Genomic DNA, 18,481 nt, shown 5'->3' on the forward strand with positions numbered 1-18,481 from the left:
ATTAAATTGCTGTCGTTTACTGGAGGTGCATCTTGCCTAAATCAATTTTTCAAAGAATTGCAATATCGAAAGCGGTTCGTTTTGCAACGATCGCATTCTCATCTCTTGCAGTCGGACTCACTACGTGTCAGTCTGCTTTTGCACAACTCAATATTGGACGCTATGGTATCCAACAAGGATTGGAGTCTGAGTATCTCCAGTACCAAATCAATAACCAGAATTTGAACCAGATGCGAGTCATTCCTGGATGTAATGTGGGATTTGGTCTGACCTGCAATAAAACTGGATCGGTAATCCAACGATTAGTGGAATTAAACGGTGGGAGTACTTATCAAAACCTCCTGATTCGAGCAGCAGGTGGGGAGAAAAATTTCCAGAATTTCGCTAGCTTTTACGGTAACAATCCCAATCTCTCTGCGGTACCTTTCGCCTCTTTTTGGAGAAACGAATCCCCCGCAATCATGGATAGCTCTCAATACCTTCTTGGACAACATTTTGGTCGCAATCCAGTAGAAGGACTCGGACTAGTAACAAACCAGTTTTACTGGTCTCCATATTCAGGAGGCAATAACTCGGTCAGCCTCCGTGATGGACTACTAGACTTGAAATTCTCATACGGACGACTGCTGTTTGAAGAAGCCTCAAAAATTTCTAACATTAAGGAGCAAATTCAATCTTTAGGTCTGTCGCCAGAGATGACGAATTTTTATATAAATAAAATCTCTAGAGGCTTAGATGCGTTGAATTCTGGGGATTCAAACCAACTCGAAAAGAGGGTTTTTGAACTACTATCCTATCCATACTCCGAAGATGGTGGGGAACTCGGACGACCCAACAACGCGATTCCAGAAGAATTTAATCAGCTTTTGGGAGAAGATATCCCAGGAGATATGTTGGTTAGTGACAGTCCAGTACCGTTGGATGGAGAAACAATAGCCTTTGATATCCCTGGCTCTGAGGGAGATGTCATCGTAGCAGATAGTCCTGATTCCTTTCCACTCTGGCCACTAGGAATTGGAGCGCTTGTTATAGCGATGATTCTATTAATGGATGGCGATAGTTCTCCAGGTCAACCATCTGTTTCTCAAGGAAATACACCTATACTTACACCTACACCTCCACCTACACCTTTGTCTCTCACCAGCAAAGGCGAATGTGATCTGACTCCTAGTGGTAGTGGCTCCGATCACACACAGATAATTGAGATTCCGTGTAATGTTACTCCTAAACCCCCTACGGAAGTGAAGAAGGTAGTGGAGCCATCAATGATCAAAGCGCTTGTATTGCTAATTGTTCTACTATACATAGTTCGTTCTAAACATCGGTCTTTAAAAATCCGTAATTCATAATTAGACATCTGGTAAAAAAGAATGTAGAGGAGTAGCAGTGCTATGAATAAAGCTACCTCTAGAGGTAGCTTTATAAAGAATTTCTATAAGCGGTTTGATATCCCTGATGGTATTGCTAACGAGGTTGTTGTGATGAAAGTTGCGATCGCCTGTTAATCTGCGGCCAATTCACAACATTCCACCAATTATTCAAATACTCAGCCCGACGGTTGCGATATTTAAGGTAATAAGCATGTTCCCATAGATCGTTACCCATAATCGGATAGAAACCATCCATGATTGGATTATCCTGATTTGCTGTAGTAACAATCTGGAGTTTATTTTGAGGATTGCGTACTAGCCAAACCCAACCACTACCAAAGCGAGCGGCACCTGCTGCGTTAAACTGTTTTTTAAAGGCATCAAAACTGCCAAAAGTTTGGTTAATTTCTTGAGCGATCGCTCCCGTTGGTTGTCCACCACTGTCGGGACTCATCAGTTGCCAAAAAATCGTGTGGTTGAGATGACCACCACCGTTATTACGTACTTTTGTCCGAATATCTTCAGGTACGCTGTTCAAATCCACTAATAAAGCTTCAACACTTCTTTTTTGCAAATCTGGGTACTGCTTTAATGCATCATTTAAGTTCTTGACGTAGGTAGCGTGGTGTGCGTCATGATGCAATTTCATCGTTTCAGCATCAATAGCTTTTCCTAATGCCCCATAACCATAAGGCAATGGTGGTAGCTGTGCAGGGAAAGCGCTTAGTGACCTATTAGGATAAGCTACAGGGGGAAATGACCTAGCAGGCGTTGGTGTTGGTGTAGAAGATTGTGCCTCAGCTATTAGTACTGGTTGATGAGAAATTAGCAGAATTGCCAGCACAATTGTTGTGAAGAAAAAAACTATTTTTTTTCGCAAAAATCTTATCATAAATTGTAGCCTCAAAATCAATATTATTGGCTTGCAATCTGATGAGAGACTATTCTTTGATAGCCCACTTAATCCAGATATATATCTTACTTTATCAGGTAATTAGAGCAAAAAATTATCAAAATAATAGAATTAATCACTACAAGTGTATCGGGCTATTTAACACACCCCAAAATCTCCATTGCCAGCGACAAATCTCTAATAAATAAATTTCTAATACAACCATCATTGCATTCAAGATTTTTATAAAAAAAATAACTGGAAAGTGATACAGCTTTAATGTCTATAAAATTTTAAGAATATTTTTATGTTTATCTTAACATAGAAATATGCAGTTATAAGTTCATTCTCTAATTTCTTCCCTTGGGTATATAACTTAAAATAACAAGCAAAACTCTTGGCAGATATAGGCGAAGTCTTATTTTGCTAAACCTATAATTAAACCATTGTAAACATTAAAATATGTGCTACTGACAGTTGTGTAGTGATTGTTAGTTAATTAAAATACACATGAAACAATCTACTCCATAAATACCCTTATTGTTCAAAGCTTTTTGATATCTACATATCTAGTATGAACAAATATGGATAATTTTTAAGTTTGTTATGGTTCTAAATTTCTAGTTAGCCGACTATCAAAAATCAAGTTAGTAAATACATATAGGAAAAGGTAAATAATATGTATCACGATCTAATTTTGCAAAAAACTGTAGTAGCCAATACTAACTTACATCAAGGAAACTTGAGTGAAGCAAGAAATGAACAAGCACAAACGAATGAATTAAGCATCCCCGATCTAGCGATATCCTTATCTCCTGTTGGCTTTCTAATTGGTTGGGTAGTTTTTTTTCTAATATTGCAAAAAATCCGGGCATTTTTAGATGATAAAATGGTTATTTCTATTAACGGTTTACACAAACTTCCCTGTAAAAAGTGTCGATTTTATTCAAATAATCATTATCTAAAATGTGCAGTCAATCCTTCTATTGTTCTTACCGGAGAAGCTATGAATTGTTCTGAATACTTACCCAATAACAAAAAAGGTTCCTCCAAAAATCCTTTTGACTAGAAATAATTTTGTAGCAAAAATCTTCGTAATCTACCGCAATACTTTAAAATGGTATGTTACGACTTTTCCATTATTCAGTTTATTTTGGTGCTTTTAATCTGTCTGTAGATAGATGCAATATTGTGAGCATCATCAATGCCACGATGATGTGTACCTTTCAATTTTATCCCTAGCTCATTAAGAGCTTGAGCCATACCAAATTTTTTAGATACGCCAAGATATTCTGAAAATTTCTCTTTGATATTTATGTGTTCTGAAGTAAAAGGATAAGGAAAATTATGAAACGCGCAATCTTGAATAAATTGCTTTTTATCGTAATTACCCCAAGAACAAAAAATATAATTGGGAAATGAATAAATCCATTGTTTAAATCGAGAAATTGCCTCAATGAATTTTGGTGCTTCATCAACATCTTGCTGCCGAATACTAGTCAATTCGGTACAAAAATCTGTCAGTTGTGGATGTCTCACAGGTTGGATGAATTGCTGAAACTCAGAATCAATTTCCCATGTTGCTCGATTGAGCATCACCGCACCAATTTCAATGATTTCCATTTCGTGACGAGGAATAGTCTTCTTGTCACAGCACGTAGCCTCCAGATCGACTATCAAATAATAGTGGGATATTTTAGTTTGCATATTAGGGAAGAAATATTGAGAACTAATATTAGTAATTATTTATACTTATTTTTGAAAACTGACACAATATATTACACAAGCAGTGCTTGTATGCTAATTGTATTAAGTATACTACAAAAGCGTAATGCTTCCAGCTTTTTATCTATTTGCGCCACAACCCCTTGTAGGATTTCACATCTATATGCCAATACAGTTTAGTTAAGTAATTTTTTCTTTCTCTTTCTTTTCTCTGTGTCGCGCCAGTTGCTACAAGTCGGGGAACCGCAAGGGCGCACTGGCTTCTCTGTGCCTCTGCGGTTGCGGCAAGCCGCTGACGCTCCTTCTCTGCGAGACGCTGCGCGAACGTCGCTACCGCTTCGCTAATGCGTCTACGTTAAAAAATGACTTTGACAAAGACTGTTAGCCTTTGAACCATATTGATCTATATGCGACTACTATACTTAGATTAGAGAAAAGAAATTTAGATTGATGAAAAAGGTTTAATCCAACGGAGTTTAATCGCAAGATCAAGAGCGATCGCAGCAAACGCAAACCACAATAAACTTTCTGCCGCTAATACCAAAAAAGGCCAAATTGTGATATCTGAATTCAACCCAAGCTCTATCTGAGTCAATCCGCGCACCAAACCAAAGGCCAGAACCCCACCAGCTTTAAGTTGGGGATTTTTATCTGAGCGGATGATATAGCGGTAAGTGACACCAAATAGTAAGCCACTAAAAGTTGCGATGCCGCAACTGGCGGCAAGCTTTGCTAACGCACCACTCACCCACAAGTGCCAGTTAATATCACTGTGCAGACTTGCAAGGATCTGAAAATACTTTGCTAGCACAAAAGTATTCAAAATACTGAGAAGTACAAAAGCAAAACACACAGAGAAACCTCCCAGTATTCCAGCTTTGAGGGATTCTATACGTTCTGCCATTAATTGAGGATCTAAAATTGGATTCACTCTATATAGAAATTAGGGATTAGGTATTGGAGAAATTTTTCCTTGTCTCCAGTATGATAAATGCTAGAGCAGCTTTGTAATTAATTAAATGCTTCTATTCTACTGGAATTTTGATGATAAATTCGGTTCCCTTACCTGGTTGAGAATTTACATATAATACACCTTTGTGTTTCTCTACAACTATTTCATAAGCAATCGACAAGCCAAGTCCAGTGCCTTTCCCAACGGTTTTTGTGGTAAACAACGGCTCAAACAAGCGTTGTTTAAGCCGTTCAGGAATACCAATTCCGTTATCAGCAATCCGAATTATAACCAATTGTTCAGAATCTATTTCTGTTGCAATTTTAATCTCAGGAATTAGATTGCTCATTTTGCCTTGCATTATAGCTTCATCAAGGGCATCAATTGCATTTGCCAGAATGTTCATAAATACTTGATTCATCTGCCCTAAATAGCAGTTTACCTCTGGTAATACTCCATAACTTTTAATAACTTCAATGCCGGGACGATCGCCATTAGCTTTGAGGCGGTGTTGCAAAATCATTAGTGTACTATCTAGTCCTTGGTGCAAATCAGCAGGTATTTTTGTATCACTATCCGAGCGAGAGAAGTTGCGGAGTGAATTGGAAAGATCCTGAATTCGTTCACTTCCTAGCTGGAGTGAGTTCACAATTTTTACCATATCTTCGAGAACGAAGTTCAGATCCAATTTTTCAATCGCAGTAGTAATTTTAGCTGTTGGGTTAGGATACTCTTGTTCGTACAGTAGGAGCAACTCGGTTACTCCTGCAATATATTCTTCCAAGGGTGGAATATTGCTGGAAATAAAATTGATGGGGTTGTTGATTTCATGGCCAATACCAGCGATTAACTCTCCGAGTGTTGATAGTTTTTCTTGCTGTACCAGTTGGACTTGAGCTTGTTGCAAAGCCTTGGTGCGATCGCTAACTTGTTGTTCCAAAGATTCAGTCAATTTTTTGAGTTGCAAATGTACGCGCACTCTAGCAATGACTTCCTCTTGTGCAAACGGTTTAGGGATATAATCTACTGCACCAAGAGAAAATCCCTTCGTTTTGCTGTCCGTATCCGCTAAGGCGGTAGTGAAAATGATCGGAATGTTTTGGGTGGCAGGATTGGCTTTGAGACGACGACAAGTTTCAAATCCATCAATACCCGGCATTTGTACATCCAGCAAAATCAACTCTGGCTGATTGCGTTCAGCCTGGGCGATCGCAGTTTCTCCATCCACTGCAACACGAAAACGAAAACCCTCACTATTGAGCGCTGCACACAAGACAGATAAATTTGTCGGATTATCATCCACAATTAAAATAAATCCGTGATTTAGGGGTTTGATCATGATGAATTGGAAATTTGAATTTAACTGAAATTAATTGATGTATTTTTCAATAAAAGTTTCCAAACGTTTGAGTTGGAAATTACTAGCAAGCTGCATGAGCTGCTGGGAAAACATGTTTAGCTTCTCATCAGATGCAGAAAGTTTTTCAGCCAGTTCTAAAATATTTTGAATGTCGCCGTCTTGTGATAGTTCGAGTAACTCTTGCAAAACATCTTTGCTAGGATGAATCATTTCATTTTGTTGATTAGAACCATCTTTAGAGCTTTTTTTGATAGCCTCTACCTTAGCGTCAAAAATCCATTCTAGTTGCAAAAACTGTCGTAGCATTTCCAGCAGATTTTCAGCTTCTACAGGCTTTGGTAAAAAGGCATCTGCACCTACATCAATACTCTTGTGCTGGTCTACTGCAAATACACTTGCTGAGGACGCGATGACAGGAATCTCTTTAAATGGCCCGGACTGACGCAAACGCCTAATTAACTCAAATCCATCCAATATCGGCATCACTAAATCAGTGATAATCATATCTGGTTTGTGGGCTAGGGACTGTACCCATGCTTCCTGACCATTACTAGCTTCTACAACAGTAAACCCAACTGGCTCTAGTAAATTTACAATTACCGATCGGTTTTCCCATTTATCATCTGCAATCAAAATGGTGCGCCTTTTTCCTTGATAAGCAATAATAGTTCCCTGCTCAACTACTCTAGAAACCTTTGCCCAGTCTTTAGATTCTGACAAGTTTGCCTCAAACCAGAAAGTGCTACCTTTGCCAAATTCACTTTGCACTTTAATTTGACCACCCATCAACAAAACAATTTTTTGACTAATTGCTAATCCTAAGCCTGTACCTTCAGATTGTCGTTTCTGACTTCCCACTTGTTCAAAGGGCTGGAATATTTTTTCGGCTTGTTCAGGGGTTATGCCAGTGCCAGTATCTACTACCTCAAAGCGAATTTTGTAGTTAGTTTTTCCATTAGCATTTGATTCTTGATTGATGACCTGAGTTTTGAAAGTGACACTGCCTTGATGAGTAAACTTCATGGCATTACTAAGCAAGTTAATCAGTACTTGCCGCAAGCGTTTTTCATCACCATGAATACCCGTTGGTAAATTAGGATCGATTTCAATGTGAAATGCGATGACTTTTTGTTCTGCCCTGATGCGGCAAATTTCAGTCACACTATCTATAAAGGCAGGCAAGTAGAAATCAACAGGATACAATTCCAACTTCCGGGCTTCGATCTTGGAGAGATCCAGGACATCATTAATTAAGGTTAAAAGATGAGAACCACATTGATAAATAACGCTGAGTCCTTTGCGTCCTTTTTCACTTAAAGATTCTGTGCGTTGGAGAATTTGTGTATAGCCCAGGATACCGTTAAGAGGTGTGCGTAGTTCATGACTCATATTGGCCAGAAATTCACTCTTAGCTTGGCTGGAGTTTTGAGCAACTTCTTCTGCTTGACGTAGTTCTTTCTCAATACGCTTGCGCTCGACAATTTCTGTTGAAAGTATTTGATTAATAGCCTCTAACTGGTCTGGGCTGGGTAGTGCCAAAGCTTGAGGCATGAGGTAAAATAACGCAAATGCCGTGTATATTGAAATAATAGCAGTTAAAGCTTTTAAACCACCTGCAATCCAATAGTCTGGATACCAAAGCGTCCAAATATCCATTAAGTGTCCAGTACCACAGGCAATGATAAAAGCACCAAATAACAAAAAAACTCCATTGAAAGGAACGTCTTTGCGCTTGTAAATGAAGTAAATCAGTAGGAAGGGAATAGAATAATAAGCTAGAGCGATCGTAGCATCAGAAATAATGTGGAGCCAAACTAATCCAGTTTGCCAGAGATAACAATGTCCGTGGGGAATAAAACCATTAGATTGGAAAGGATAGTTGAAAAATGTCTGCATCATACTAGGGGTTGTAGGATTTGGAATATATACCCGTAACCCTAGTATTCCCAAAGCATCTATTAGGAAAGCGCGATCGCTATTTTTTTACATTCGTCTTTATTAATGCTTGAAGTGCTAGCTTACCAAGAAAAATGGTGTATATTTGCGTAGGCGTAGCCCGTCGTAGACATCGACAGCCAAAGTTACAATGCCATTTATAAAAAAATCTCAGCCTGCCCAATCCCTGTATGATAAATATTAGAAACCTTTTGTAATTATTTGAAAAGCGGGACTATGGAGATTTTGACACTAGGTTGGGTATCGCTGTTAGTTGTGTTCACTTGGTCAATTGCAATGGTAGTTTGGGGACGTAACGGACTGTAGAGGCATTGTGGAAAGTCCATTTTTGAGTATTTTAGCGTTAGTTGCCGTACTGCTGCTTGTAGTAGTCACCGGTGGTATTGGTTATTTAACCGTGGCAGATTGGCGCGATCGCCGTCGCCGAGATGAAGAGAAACGCACCAACCGCAGCGCCACTCCCAAGCGGCGATAATTTTCTCGTGGTTGAAAAATGTTCTTATAGGGACACGATACTATCGTGTCCCTATATTGTTTTTTGGCATTCTCAGGAAAGAACTGTTACCTTTGCGATCGCAACGGGAATCATGAGATAGAAGACTTTCAATATTTAAAGTCCCACTGGGAATGGAAAACTCCTCTACTACTCAACCCATAGAACCAAATTCAAAACGGCAAGAATCTCATTCAGATGTGACATCCTCCTTGCGTCAGAATGAGCAACAAAAAGCCTTATCTGGGGTTATTGCCCGTATTCGGGAGTCTCTAGACATAGAAACTATCTTCAAAATTACAGTCACTGAAGTTCGCCAACTTCTGAAAAGCGATCGAGTTGGCGTATTTCGTTTTTATCCCGATTTGGCATGGGAAGGGGAATTTATCTATGAAGATGTGGGAGCAGAATGGGATTCGGCACTAACAGCCAAAGTGCGCGACCACTGCTTTAGTGAAGAGTTCGCAGAACTATATCAGCAAGGTCGGATTAGAGCAATAGCTGATATTTATCAAGTTAATGCTAGTGATTGCTACATCCAGATTTTAGAAAGATTCCAAGTACGTGCTAATATAATTGCCCCCTTGATCAAAGGTAAAGATTTATGGGGATTGCTGTGTATTCATCAGTGTAGTAGCCCTCGGCAATGGGAAGCATCAGAAATTGAGTTTGTGCAATTAATCGCCGAACATCTGGGAGTTGCTTTACAGCAAGCAGATTACCTAGAACAAGTAAAACTCCAATCAGCAGAACTAGCACAAGCAAAAGCCAGAGAAAAAGCAGCCCAATGGCAAAGAACCATAGCCATTACCATTGAGAAAATTCGTCAGTCTCTAGACTTAAAAAGCATTTTCCACACAACCACCGCAGAACTTAGGCAGCTGCTAAATGCTGATCGCGTAGCTATTTATCGCTTCAATCCCGATTGGAGTGGTGAATTCGTGTTTGAATCAGTGGCAGAGGGTTGGATTTCCCTCATTGATGAACAATTTCATCGGCCGGAATTGAGTGAAAATGTCAGTGAATGTAGCGCCAAAGATTTAGCTAAACCTCCAGTCGCTGATACTTACTTACAAGATACTGAAGGTGGTAGCTTTAGCAGTTGTGAAGTATACCGGATTTGTAATGATATTTACAATTCAGGCTTTAGTGACTGCTACATTAAAATCTTAGAAATCTATCAAGCAAGAGCTTATGTGATCATTGCCATTTACCACGGTCAGAAGCTCTGGGGTTTGCTAGCAGTGTACCAAAATGCTGGAACTCGTGATTGGCAAAAAGATGAGGTTTACTTGCTTACCCAAGTTGGCACTCAACTAGGTGTGGCTTTGCAGCAAGCAGAATTTATCCAACAAATGCAGATTCAAGCAGCACAGATCAGCAAAGCTGCCCAAAGGCAAAGGGCATTAGCAAACACGGTAGAAAAAATTCGTCAGTCTCTTGATATTGAAGCCATCTTTAAAACCACAACTCAAGAAGTTCGTCGGTTATTAGAAGTGGAACGAGTCGCAATCTATCGCTTCTATCCTGACTGGAGTGGCGAGTTTGTCGCTGATTCTATTGTTGATGGCTGGACACCAATGGTTAAGCCGCAGCCTGTGACAGAAGGCGTTCTTGTGCAAGGAAAGCAAGCAGGTAAGTATGCACGCAATGAAGTTTTTGTCCCAATTTCTCAGGGTGAGAAGCTGTGGGGATTGTTAGTAGCTTATCAAAACTCCCAGCCCCGTTATTGGCAAGATGAGGAAATCAACTTATTAGCACAAGTTGGCGCTCAATTGGGGGTAGCATTACAGCAAGCTGAGTCTTTGAAACAGATGCAGGTGCAAGCCCAAAAACTGGCTAAAGCCGCCGAACGAGAACGGAAAGCAGCCGAAAGGGAGAAGGCCCTAGCTGCGACAGTGGAGAAAATTCGCCACTCTCTTGATATTGATACCATCTTTGCCACCAGTGCAGAAGAAGTCCGACGGCTATTGGAAGTTGATCGAGTGACGATCTATAAATTCAGGACTGATTGGAGTGGCGAATTTGTTGCTGAGTCTTTAGCCCAAGGTTGGAAACCAGTAAAGGAAATTTTACCTGTAGTTGCAGATGATTACTTACAACAAACCCAAGGTGGAAACTTTGCTAATGGTGAAAGTATTGCTATTAAAGATATTTACAGCGCTAATTATTCTATCTGTCATATTGCTCTGCTTGAGCTAATGGAGGCTAGGGCATATATAATTGTGCCAATTTTTCAGGGCGAGAAACTTTGGGGATTACTAGCAGCTTATCAAAATCTCAAACCGCGTGATTGGCAAGAAGATGAGGTAGATTTGCTGATGCAAATTGGTACTCAATTAGGGGTAGGACTTCAGCAAGCGGAATTACTTGAACAAACTCAACGTCAAAAAGAAGAGCTTGCCCAGACTCTTAAAGAATTACAAAACACTCAAAGCCAATTGATTCAAAGTGAAAAAATGGCAGGTTTAGGGCAGTTAGTTGCTGGTGTAGCACATGAAATTAACAACCCGATTAGTTTCATTTACGGCAATATTATCTATGTTACTGAACATGCCGAAAATTTATTTAAATTACTCCGTCTTTATCAGAAACAATATCCAAAGGGAACAGGAGAAATTCAAAAGCAAGCAGCAGCAATGGATTTAGATTTTATTAGTGATGACTTGCCCAAAATTTTGACTTCCATGAAGATGGGGGCAGAGCGAATCTCTCAACTCGTCTTGTCATTACGAATTTTTTCTCGACTTGATGAAACAGGAATAAAACCCGTTAACCTTCATGAAGGTATAGACAGTACTTTGCTAATTTTACAACATCGACTGCAACCACAGACTAATTCTTTTGCTATTGAGGTAGTTAAGGAATATGGTGAATTGCCGCCAGTAGTCTGCTATGCAGCGCAGATGAATCAGGTGTTTATGAATATTCTCAACAATGCGATCGATGCACTAGAAAACTCAGCAACTTGTGGAAAAAAAATTGACAATCCTAAAATTTGGATTCGTACAGAAATAATTGAAGGGAATAGTATTCTGATTTGGATTGCCGACAATGGTTGTGGGATTCCAGAGATGATGCGATCGCGAATTTTTGAACCTTTCTTTACTACCAAACAACCTGGACAAGGGATCGGTTTGGGGTTATCTATTAGCTACCAAATTATTGTAGAAAAACACGGCGGTAATCTCAAATGTGTTTCTGAACCTGGTAATGGCTGTGAGTTCTGGATAGAAATTCCGATAAAAGGGATAGTTAGTTAAGGAAATATCAGGCGATGCATCCTCCACGAGAGGCTAGTCTCAATGAAGTAGGTTATGCGATCGGATCGCACTTTTTAACTAACCACAGAGGCGCAGAGAACACAGAGGAACAGAAGAGGACGATGCCTGCGGCGGGCTTTGCCTAAGCATTTCAATAAAAAGTTAGCGATCGCTTTTTTATCTTAGGCAATAGCCGCACTCGATTCCGATTCTTGATCAGTTAAATACCATGTAAACGTCGGGACGTTCTCAGTAAACTAAAATAGCTATTCACGCTAAAATATAATATAACTACCAGTGTTAAAACTGATTAATATCTACTCGTGTTTTTAAATTATCTACTTACAAGGTATTTATGAACAATAATCAACCGCTCACAGCACAATCATCAACTACACCCCGCGCTGAACTATTATTAGAAATTCAACAAACTCCAGAAGAATATCTACCAGAATTACTACAAATTGTACGTCTATTTCGTCAAAGTATGACGATGAAACAGACATCATTAAATAACTGGGAAAATGCTCTTAATGAAATTAATCATAGTGATGCCGTCAAACAACAAGAAAGGAAAACAAACGTAAAAAATTTATTTGAGTCATGGAATGAGTTAAATGAACAAGAAGAACAACAACAAACTTTAGAAATTATTGAATCTATGAAAGGTATTTCTATTTAAAATAGGATGAGTAAGGTTATTATCTTAGATTCTGCACCTGTGGGATTAATTACTAATCCAAAAGCAACGCCTCTAGCTGTGCAATGTCAAGAATGATTTTATACGCTCTTTGAGAGAGGATATGAAGTAATTTTACCAGAAATTATAGATTATGAACTTAGACGGGAATTATTAAGGGCAAATAAATTATCAGGAATTAGAAAACTTAATCAACTAAAGTCAGAAATTATTTATCTTCCTATTACAACAGAAGTGATGTTGAAAGCAGCAGAGTTATGGGCCCAAGTAAGAAATCAAGGAAAATCTACAGCAGATAATAAAGCTTTAGATGGTGATGTAATTTTGGCATCTCAATCTATTTTAGTTGCTAATTATGGTCATCAGGTTATTATTGCCACAAGCAATAAAAAACATCTATCTATTTTTATTGATGCTAGGGAATGGCAAGAAATTTAGAAAATAAACCGAGCGATCGCACCGTGGAGATTTAGCGATCGCTCTTTTTAACGAACCGCACAGGCGCAGAGAACACAGAGGAAAAAGGAGGGCGATCACAGGAGTTTTGGCGAGCATTTTTTTAAAGAACACAAACTACACAAATAATTATTCCTCCGCTATTTTAGCAGCAATTGATCTACCAATATTATGGAAGGAAATATTCATTTGTTAAACCTCTACTTACAGGATGTTTAGCCATAACAAATACAGTTTTAGTACTGCTACAAATTAAGAAACCTTCTGAAGTTCGTGAAAACTCAACATCCGTTATTTTTTCAGTTATTCTTCTCCAAGAAGGCTCATATCCCACACCGTAGAAAACAACCGCTTTAGGTTGATGTTCTTTTATTCTCTGACTAATATAATTTATTCGCTTCTCAAGACAATACTTTTCATAAGTAGCTCTATTAGATAAAAAAGAAAGTTGAGTATGTGGAGGATTAAAGATCCAATCGTTAAGAGATCGTGACGGGAGAGGGAATAATTCTAATAAACAAGTTTCTTTATCTTTTCTACCTAATTCGTTTATTTGATATTTACGAACATTTTCTAAATTAATATTCTCTTTTTCTTTAGCACTCAATACAATGCGAATCAATTTATTCCATGTTGGTTGTATTCTTTCATCCCATGTTCCCATATCTATATGATATTCTGCAACATCATCTATTTCATATTTGCCCCTGTTTGACCATATATTTATTCTTTTATTAATATCTTGAAAGTCTTCTCCTCTTTCTTCCATACCAATAAACCAATAATTTCCTTTATAATTACCATATCCATAAAATACATCAACTCTTTTTTTAAGAAGCTCATCATTAAAAAAATCTTGACCTAACATAACTCTGTAATTTTACTTCTAAAATTAAAATTTGTTAGTCAAAAGTAATTGAGGATAGATAGAATGTCAAGTAAAATAATAAAACTGAAAATTTTCCTAAATTATCAAATCTATAATAAATAACCTTTCTATTCTTTGCATGAGGTAATTTCCCAACAAAAAAACTTGCCCTGGGAATATCACACTCCCAAGGCAAATAAACTCTCTAATTCTTTCTTTACTTCGCGCCCTTTGCGCCCTTTGCGGTTCGTTTCTCTTAAAGTTGCTTCACTTCCGAAACCAACTTCGCCACCATATCCTTCGCACTACCAAAAAGCATCGTCGTTTTATCCTTGTAGAACAACTCATTATCTACACCGGCAAAACCCGTACTCATCCCGCGCTTAATCACAATTGTCTGCTTCGCCCGATCTACTTCCAAAATCGGCATACCATAAATCGGGCTACTTGTATCACTCCGCGCCGCCGGATTTACCACATCATTTGCCCCAATTACTAAAGCCACATCTGCTTGATCAAACTGGGGATTAATATCATCCATGTCGTACAACTGGGTATAAGGCACATTTGCCTCTGCCAACAACACATTCATGTGCCCCGGCATTCTACCAGCAACAGGGTGAATGGCATACTTGACATCAACGCCCATTTTTTCTAACTGATCTGACAATTCCCGGACGCTATGTTGCGCTTGGGCAACTGCCATACCATAACCAGGCACAATTACCACAGAACGGGCATAACCCAACATCATCGCCCCTTCTTCAGGATCGATACTGCGGACGCTTTGATCGGTTGCACCACCACTAGCAGCACCACCACCAGAACTAGAACCTGTACCAAAAGCGCTGAACAGCACACTAAATAAGGAGCGGTTCATCGCCTTACACATAATCTCGGTGAGGATTAAGCCAGATGCTCCTACCAAAGCACCAGCGATGATTAACATATTGTTCATCACCACGAACCCAGCCGCCGCCGCCGCCACACCTGACAACGAGTTCAACAGCGAGATTACTACTGGCATATCGCCGCCACCAATGGGAATGACGAACATCACGCCTAGAACTAATGAAACGCCAACCACTCCCAAGAATATGGGTAAGCTATCTGGTGTGATGATTAAATAGGCACTGCCTACCAAATAAGCACCCAGAAGCAAGAGGTTAAATGGTTGCTGGAATGGAAATGTAATCGGGGAACCGCTAATTAAACCTTGCAATTTGGCAAAGGCTAAGAAACTACCTGTGAAGGTAACGCCACCGATTAACACGTCCAATAGCATGGAAATGTTCACATCTAGGGGTATCGGCTGAGAACTATCTAATAACCGCCAGAATTCGGCAACAGCTACTAATGCCGAAGCCGCGCCGCCCAAACCGTTGAGTAAACCCACCATTTGGGGCATTTCAGTCATTTGGACTTTGTAGGCAACGATCGCACCAATTCCCGATCCAATCGCCAAGCCCAACAATATCATCTCGTAGTTCAACACATGCTGATCCAGCATTGTTGCCACAATTGCCAGCAGCATCCCCACAGCCGCTACAATATTACCGTTCCTCGCGGTAGCGGGCGATCCCAGCTTTTTCAAGCCCAGAATAAATAACGATGCAGCGACTAAGTACGTCAGCTGAATGCCAGTTGGTAAAAAGTCGCTCACGCCTTAATCTCCTTCTTCTTGAACATTTGCAACATTCTATCTGTCACTAAAAAACCACCCACAACGTTGATTGTTGCCAGTACCACAGCAATCAAACCGAGAATTACTGACACACTTGTGTCTCTCGCACCAGCAGCAACTATTGCTCCAAGTACCGCAATGCCCGAAATCGCGTTTGAGCCTGACATTAAGGGCGTGTGTAGAGTCGGTGGGATTTTGTTGATGACTTCAAAGCCGATAAAAGATGCCAATACAAATACAAACAAAGCAGCAAGTAATGCCTCTGTCATGCTTGAAAAACTCCTTATGGTAATTTGGCTATTAACCTGCTCCAACGCCGCTCAAAGCTTGTAGCGCATCCCGCACTCGCTGATTGCGAATTTCACCAGCGTGGGTAACGCAAGCTGCATCAACGATGTCGTCGCTAAAGTCTACCTGCAAAGCTTTGTCTTTAATTAGCAATTGCATTAACGATGTTACGTTCTTGGCATACAATTGGCTGGCGTGAATTGGCATCGATGATGGGAGATTGATGGGGCCGATAATTGTCACACCGTTCCATACAATATCTTTACCTGGTTCGGTACAGGCGCAGTTACCACCCTGTTCAGCAGCCAAATCCACAATCACTGAACCTGGCTTCATTTGTGCCACCATTTCTTCTGTGACGAGCCGTGGTGCTTGTCTCCCAGGCACTTGGGCGGTGGTAATAACTACATCAGAATTCTTAATGTGTTCGGCGACAACTTCTTGGGTACGTTGCTTGCTAGCCTCAGAAATTTCCTTGGCGTAACCACCAGCAGCAACGGTTTCTTCGTCTAATTTGACTTCAACGAATTTTGCCCCTAAGCTTTGCACTTCTTCTTTGACGGCGGGACGAATATCAAAGGCTTCTACTACTGCTCCCAAACGTCTAGCGGTGGCGATCGCTTGCAATCCCGCTACACCAGCGCCCATAATAAATACTTTCGCTGGAGCGATCGTACCTGCGGCTGTCGTTAACATTGGGAAGTATTTCGGTAATGCAGCTGCGGCAATTAATACTGCCTTGTAACCAGCTAATGAAGCTTGCGAGGACAAAGCATCCATACTTTGCGCCCTGGTAGTACGGGGAATCATTTCCATACTCAAGGCTGTAATTTTCCGATTTGCTAGTTGCTGTGCTACAACAGGATTTCCTAAAGGATTGAGGAAACTGAGTAATACAGCCCCTTCTTTTAACAAATCAACTTCTGAACGTCCATCTTCTCGTTCTTGTGGTGGGCTGACTTTCAAAAGAATATCTGTTTCGCCCCATAATTTGGCAGTATCGCCAATTATTGTGGCTCCTGCGGCTTCATAGTCAGTATCACTGAAAAAAGATCGCTCTCCTGCACCCTTTTCTACCCAGACTTCCAAACCTTGCTTTACCAATCGAGCAACAGTGTCAGGAATTAATGCCACACGACGTTCACAAACTTCAATTTCTTTAGCAACTGCTATTCTCATGAAATCTCCTGAAGATAAATACCTAATCTCTGCCCAGTAAGTGATTGTCTAGATGAGGGATATCCCGTATTCATAGTACTTAGGCAGGAACATCAGCTATGACTTTAACTTGTAGATTGAACCTTGAAACTTTCCTCTCCCACTCTTAGCTGTCCAGGCAATGCCTGACTTTGCCGTTCGCAGATGTCATATTTTCAGATAGTTGCAAACAGGGTTACGTATTGCACATCCTAAATTGATTCCCAAATTTTGCATCTTTATCTTCAGCTTATTTTCGGGATTGAGAAATTTTGGTATTCCTGTCTTATAGAGTAATATTGACCCAATTTTGAAGGCTTTATAATTTCCAAATCAAATTTTAATGATTACGACTTTGATTCCAATCCAACTTATTTTAATCAATTTAGCCCAACTTAACTGGCGATCGCTGATGACACGTCTCAATTTTTATAACAAAATTCTCAAATTTAGATACACTTATACATATTTAGAAACACAATCCAATCCCAACGGTGTTTCTATTGAGTTCAAAATTTGACCAACCTAGTCATCAAATCAGTACTCTATAAGGGTAATGAAGTAAATTTGTTGCATGTAAAATTTATTGCTAAGTAATTTTACTGCTGTCTAAACATCAGGGAGGATGGCACTTTTTGTTGTTACTGAACGTCAATTGTCAGGAAGTGAGTAGTAAACTTTAGTAACGAATACTAACACACGGTTATTTTAGATAACAGATTTATTTTTTGGTAGAGGAAGTTCAATTATGCGACGTTTACTTTCCGCTTTAGCCGTGACTAGCTGTTTAGTGACTGGATTTCCAGCCCTGACTTGGGCACAAAGTTTACCTGGGTTTACGCTGTTTAGTGGCGTTAAAGCCGAAAATCAACTGCCCTTCCGATTAGATTTTGGTGGACAAGCCAATGGCTGGGATCGATATATATTAAGGATTCCAGCCCAAAGAATGAAATTGGCTGTTGGTCAATTTGCCATTACCTACCCTAATTATTACAAAGGAACTTTTGACCCGAACAAAATTGAAGTCCGAGTCAAAGGCAAAGCAGTTCCACTTTCTGAGGTGAAATGGGACAAAGAAGGTAAACTGATTAATATTTTTCCTCAAGAGCCTGTACCAGCAGGTAGCGCAGTTGAGGTAGTCTTGTCTAACGTGAAAAATCCATCCTTCGGCGGAGTCTACTACTTTAACTGTCAAGTGCTTTCCCCTGGTGATGTGCCACTATTGCGCTACATGGGAACATGGATTTTGAGCATCAATTAAGAGTGCTGATTGGGTG

General features: G+C 39.8%; 20 protein-coding genes. 11 read left to right on the forward strand and 9 right to left on the reverse strand.

Features of this window, described 5'->3' with window-relative positions:
• Positions 1-32: 32 nt before the first annotated feature.
• Positions 33-1,349: a hypothetical protein gene (locus tag H6G86_RS08125; RefSeq protein WP_199338199.1), complete on the forward strand. Its 1,317-nt coding sequence runs from the start codon at positions 33-35 to the stop codon at positions 1,347-1,349.
• 115 nt (positions 1,350-1,464) lie between these two features.
• Here H6G86_RS08125 and H6G86_RS08130 read toward each other — a convergent pair whose 3' ends face one another.
• Positions 1,465-2,262 carry a superoxide dismutase gene (locus H6G86_RS08130; RefSeq protein WP_277883559.1) on the reverse strand — a complete coding sequence of 266 codons (798 nt, stop codon included), beginning with the start codon at positions 2,260-2,262 and terminating at the stop codon, positions 1,465-1,467.
• Positions 2,263-2,941: 679 nt separating this feature from the next.
• Here H6G86_RS08130 and H6G86_RS08135 point away from each other — a divergent pair.
• Entirely contained in the window at positions 2,942-3,331 is a 390-nt protein-coding gene (locus H6G86_RS08135) for a hypothetical protein (protein WP_190933890.1), read from the forward strand.
• A gap of 74 nt (positions 3,332-3,405) precedes the next feature.
• Here H6G86_RS08135 and H6G86_RS08140 read toward each other — a convergent pair whose 3' ends face one another.
• Positions 3,406-3,969 carry a 3'-5' exonuclease gene (locus H6G86_RS08140; protein ID WP_190933891.1) on the reverse strand — a complete coding sequence of 188 codons (564 nt, stop codon included), beginning with the start codon at positions 3,967-3,969 and terminating at the stop codon, positions 3,406-3,408.
• Positions 3,970-4,200: 231 nt separating this feature from the next.
• Here H6G86_RS08140 and H6G86_RS39455 point away from each other — a divergent pair, with 231 nt between their 5' ends.
• The gene (locus H6G86_RS39455) at positions 4,201-4,332 is read left to right on the forward strand and encodes a hypothetical protein (RefSeq protein WP_277883560.1); all 132 of its coding nucleotides are present in this window, start codon (positions 4,201-4,203) and stop codon (positions 4,330-4,332) included.
• 97 nt (positions 4,333-4,429) lie between these two features.
• Here the strand turns inward: H6G86_RS39455 and H6G86_RS08145 are convergent, their stop codons facing one another.
• From H6G86_RS08145 to H6G86_RS08155, 3 genes are all read right to left on the reverse strand, one after another.
• Positions 4,430-4,891 (reverse strand): hypothetical protein, encoded by a 462-nt coding sequence (locus H6G86_RS08145; protein ID WP_190933983.1) that lies wholly within the window; start codon positions 4,889-4,891, stop codon positions 4,430-4,432.
• A 121-nt stretch (positions 4,892-5,012) separates the two neighbouring features.
• Positions 5,013-6,278 carry a hybrid sensor histidine kinase/response regulator gene (locus H6G86_RS08150; protein WP_190933892.1) on the reverse strand — a complete coding sequence of 422 codons (1,266 nt, stop codon included), beginning with the start codon at positions 6,276-6,278 and terminating at the stop codon, positions 5,013-5,015.
• A gap of 30 nt (positions 6,279-6,308) precedes the next feature.
• Complete coding sequence (locus H6G86_RS08155) at positions 6,309-8,195, reverse strand: ATP-binding protein (RefSeq protein ID WP_190933984.1); 1,887 nt, start codon at positions 8,193-8,195, stop codon at positions 6,309-6,311.
• A 276-nt stretch (positions 8,196-8,471) separates the two neighbouring features.
• On the opposite strand from H6G86_RS08155, the gene petN reads away from it, so the two are divergent.
• The 6 genes from petN (at position 8,472) to H6G86_RS38580 (ending at position 13,149) form a co-directional block, all read left to right on the forward strand.
• Positions 8,472-8,561, forward strand: a complete 90-nt coding sequence (petN, locus tag H6G86_RS08160) for a cytochrome b6-f complex subunit PetN (RefSeq protein ID WP_012408302.1) — start codon at positions 8,472-8,474, stop codon at positions 8,559-8,561.
• A 7-nt stretch (positions 8,562-8,568) separates the two neighbouring features.
• Positions 8,569-8,730 carry a hypothetical protein gene (locus H6G86_RS08165; RefSeq protein WP_190933893.1) on the forward strand — a complete coding sequence of 54 codons (162 nt, stop codon included), beginning with the start codon at positions 8,569-8,571 and terminating at the stop codon, positions 8,728-8,730.
• A 152-nt stretch (positions 8,731-8,882) separates the two neighbouring features.
• Positions 8,883-12,011: a GAF domain-containing sensor histidine kinase gene (locus tag H6G86_RS08170; RefSeq protein ID WP_190933894.1), complete on the forward strand. Its 3,129-nt coding sequence runs from the start codon at positions 8,883-8,885 to the stop codon at positions 12,009-12,011.
• Between the two features lie 14 nt (positions 12,012-12,025).
• Positions 12,026-12,157, forward strand: coding sequence for a hypothetical protein (locus tag H6G86_RS39460; protein WP_277883561.1), 132 nt, complete (start codon positions 12,026-12,028; stop codon positions 12,155-12,157).
• 209 nt (positions 12,158-12,366) lie between these two features.
• A complete protein-coding gene (locus H6G86_RS08175) occupies positions 12,367-12,693 on the forward strand; it encodes a hypothetical protein (RefSeq protein WP_190933895.1) in 327 nt (108 codons plus the stop codon).
• 255 nt (positions 12,694-12,948) lie between these two features.
• The gene (locus tag H6G86_RS38580) at positions 12,949-13,149 is read left to right on the forward strand and encodes a hypothetical protein (RefSeq protein ID WP_242064734.1); all 201 of its coding nucleotides are present in this window, start codon (positions 12,949-12,951) and stop codon (positions 13,147-13,149) included.
• Between the two features lie 187 nt (positions 13,150-13,336).
• On the opposite strand, the gene H6G86_RS08185 is transcribed toward H6G86_RS38580, so the two are convergent.
• From H6G86_RS08185 to H6G86_RS08200, 4 genes are all read right to left on the reverse strand, one after another.
• Complete coding sequence (locus tag H6G86_RS08185; protein ID WP_242064736.1) at positions 13,337-14,035, reverse strand: hypothetical protein; 699 nt, start codon at positions 14,033-14,035, stop codon at positions 13,337-13,339.
• 256 nt (positions 14,036-14,291) lie between these two features.
• The gene (locus H6G86_RS08190; RefSeq protein WP_190933896.1) at positions 14,292-15,698 is read right to left on the reverse strand and encodes an NAD(P)(+) transhydrogenase (Re/Si-specific) subunit beta; all 1,407 of its coding nucleotides are present in this window, start codon (positions 15,696-15,698) and stop codon (positions 14,292-14,294) included.
• Positions 15,695-15,988 (reverse strand): NAD(P) transhydrogenase subunit alpha part 2, encoded by a 294-nt coding sequence (locus H6G86_RS08195; protein WP_012408294.1) that lies wholly within the window; start codon positions 15,986-15,988, stop codon positions 15,695-15,697. Before H6G86_RS08195 ends, H6G86_RS08190 begins: the two co-directional genes overlap by 4 nt.
• A 31-nt stretch (positions 15,989-16,019) precedes the next feature.
• Complete coding sequence (locus tag H6G86_RS08200; protein WP_114081013.1) at positions 16,020-17,186, reverse strand: Re/Si-specific NAD(P)(+) transhydrogenase subunit alpha; 1,167 nt, start codon at positions 17,184-17,186, stop codon at positions 16,020-16,022.
• Between the two features lie 361 nt (positions 17,187-17,547).
• Here H6G86_RS08200 and H6G86_RS08205 point away from each other — a divergent pair, with 361 nt between their 5' ends.
• Entirely contained in the window at positions 17,548-17,724 is a 177-nt protein-coding gene (locus tag H6G86_RS08205; protein ID WP_190933897.1) for a hypothetical protein, read from the forward strand.
• Between the two features lie 228 nt (positions 17,725-17,952).
• Positions 17,953-18,465, forward strand: a complete 513-nt coding sequence (locus tag H6G86_RS08210; protein ID WP_190933898.1) for a DUF2808 domain-containing protein — start codon at positions 17,953-17,955, stop codon at positions 18,463-18,465.
• Positions 18,466-18,481 lie beyond the last annotated feature (16 nt).

The organism is Nostoc sp. FACHB-133 (assembly GCF_014698055.1).
Lineage (GTDB): Bacteria > Cyanobacteriota > Cyanobacteriia > Cyanobacteriales > Nostocaceae > Nostoc.

Excerpts from the sequence above, each read along its gene's own strand:
- H6G86_RS08210 (WP_190933898.1), top strand. The coding sequence starts at position 17,953 with ATGCGACGTTTACTTTCCGCTTTAGCCGTGACTAGCTGTTTAGTGACT.
- H6G86_RS08170 (WP_190933894.1), top strand. The coding sequence starts at position 8,883 with ATGGAAAACTCCTCTACTACTCAACCCATAGAACCAAATTCAAAACGG.
- H6G86_RS08195 (WP_012408294.1), bottom strand. The coding sequence starts at position 15,988 with ATGACAGAGGCATTACTTGCTGCTTTGTTTGTATTTGTATTGGCATCT.
- H6G86_RS39460 (WP_277883561.1), top strand. The coding sequence starts at position 12,026 with ATGCATCCTCCACGAGAGGCTAGTCTCAATGAAGTAGGTTATGCGATC.
- H6G86_RS08200 (WP_114081013.1), bottom strand. The coding sequence starts at position 17,186 with ATGAGAATAGCAGTTGCTAAAGAAATTGAAGTTTGTGAACGTCGTGTG.
- H6G86_RS08185 (WP_242064736.1), bottom strand. The coding sequence starts at position 14,035 with ATGTTAGGTCAAGATTTTTTTAATGATGAGCTTCTTAAAAAAAGAGTT.
- H6G86_RS38580 (WP_242064734.1), top strand. The coding sequence starts at position 12,949 with ATGTTGAAAGCAGCAGAGTTATGGGCCCAAGTAAGAAATCAAGGAAAA.
- H6G86_RS08130 (WP_277883559.1), bottom strand. The coding sequence starts at position 2,262 with ATGATAAGATTTTTGCGAAAAAAAATAGTTTTTTTCTTCACAACAATT.
- H6G86_RS08205 (WP_190933897.1), top strand. The coding sequence starts at position 17,548 with ATGATTACGACTTTGATTCCAATCCAACTTATTTTAATCAATTTAGCC.
- H6G86_RS08150 (WP_190933892.1), bottom strand. The coding sequence starts at position 6,278 with ATGATCAAACCCCTAAATCACGGATTTATTTTAATTGTGGATGATAAT.
- H6G86_RS08135 (WP_190933890.1), top strand. The coding sequence starts at position 2,942 with ATGTATCACGATCTAATTTTGCAAAAAACTGTAGTAGCCAATACTAAC.
- H6G86_RS08140 (WP_190933891.1), bottom strand. The coding sequence starts at position 3,969 with ATGCAAACTAAAATATCCCACTATTATTTGATAGTCGATCTGGAGGCT.
- H6G86_RS08175 (WP_190933895.1), top strand. The coding sequence starts at position 12,367 with ATGAACAATAATCAACCGCTCACAGCACAATCATCAACTACACCCCGC.
- H6G86_RS08145 (WP_190933983.1), bottom strand. The coding sequence starts at position 4,891 with ATGGCAGAACGTATAGAATCCCTCAAAGCTGGAATACTGGGAGGTTTC.
- petN (WP_012408302.1), top strand. The coding sequence starts at position 8,472 with ATGGAGATTTTGACACTAGGTTGGGTATCGCTGTTAGTTGTGTTCACT.
- H6G86_RS08155 (WP_190933984.1), bottom strand. The coding sequence starts at position 8,195 with ATGCAGACATTTTTCAACTATCCTTTCCAATCTAATGGTTTTATTCCC.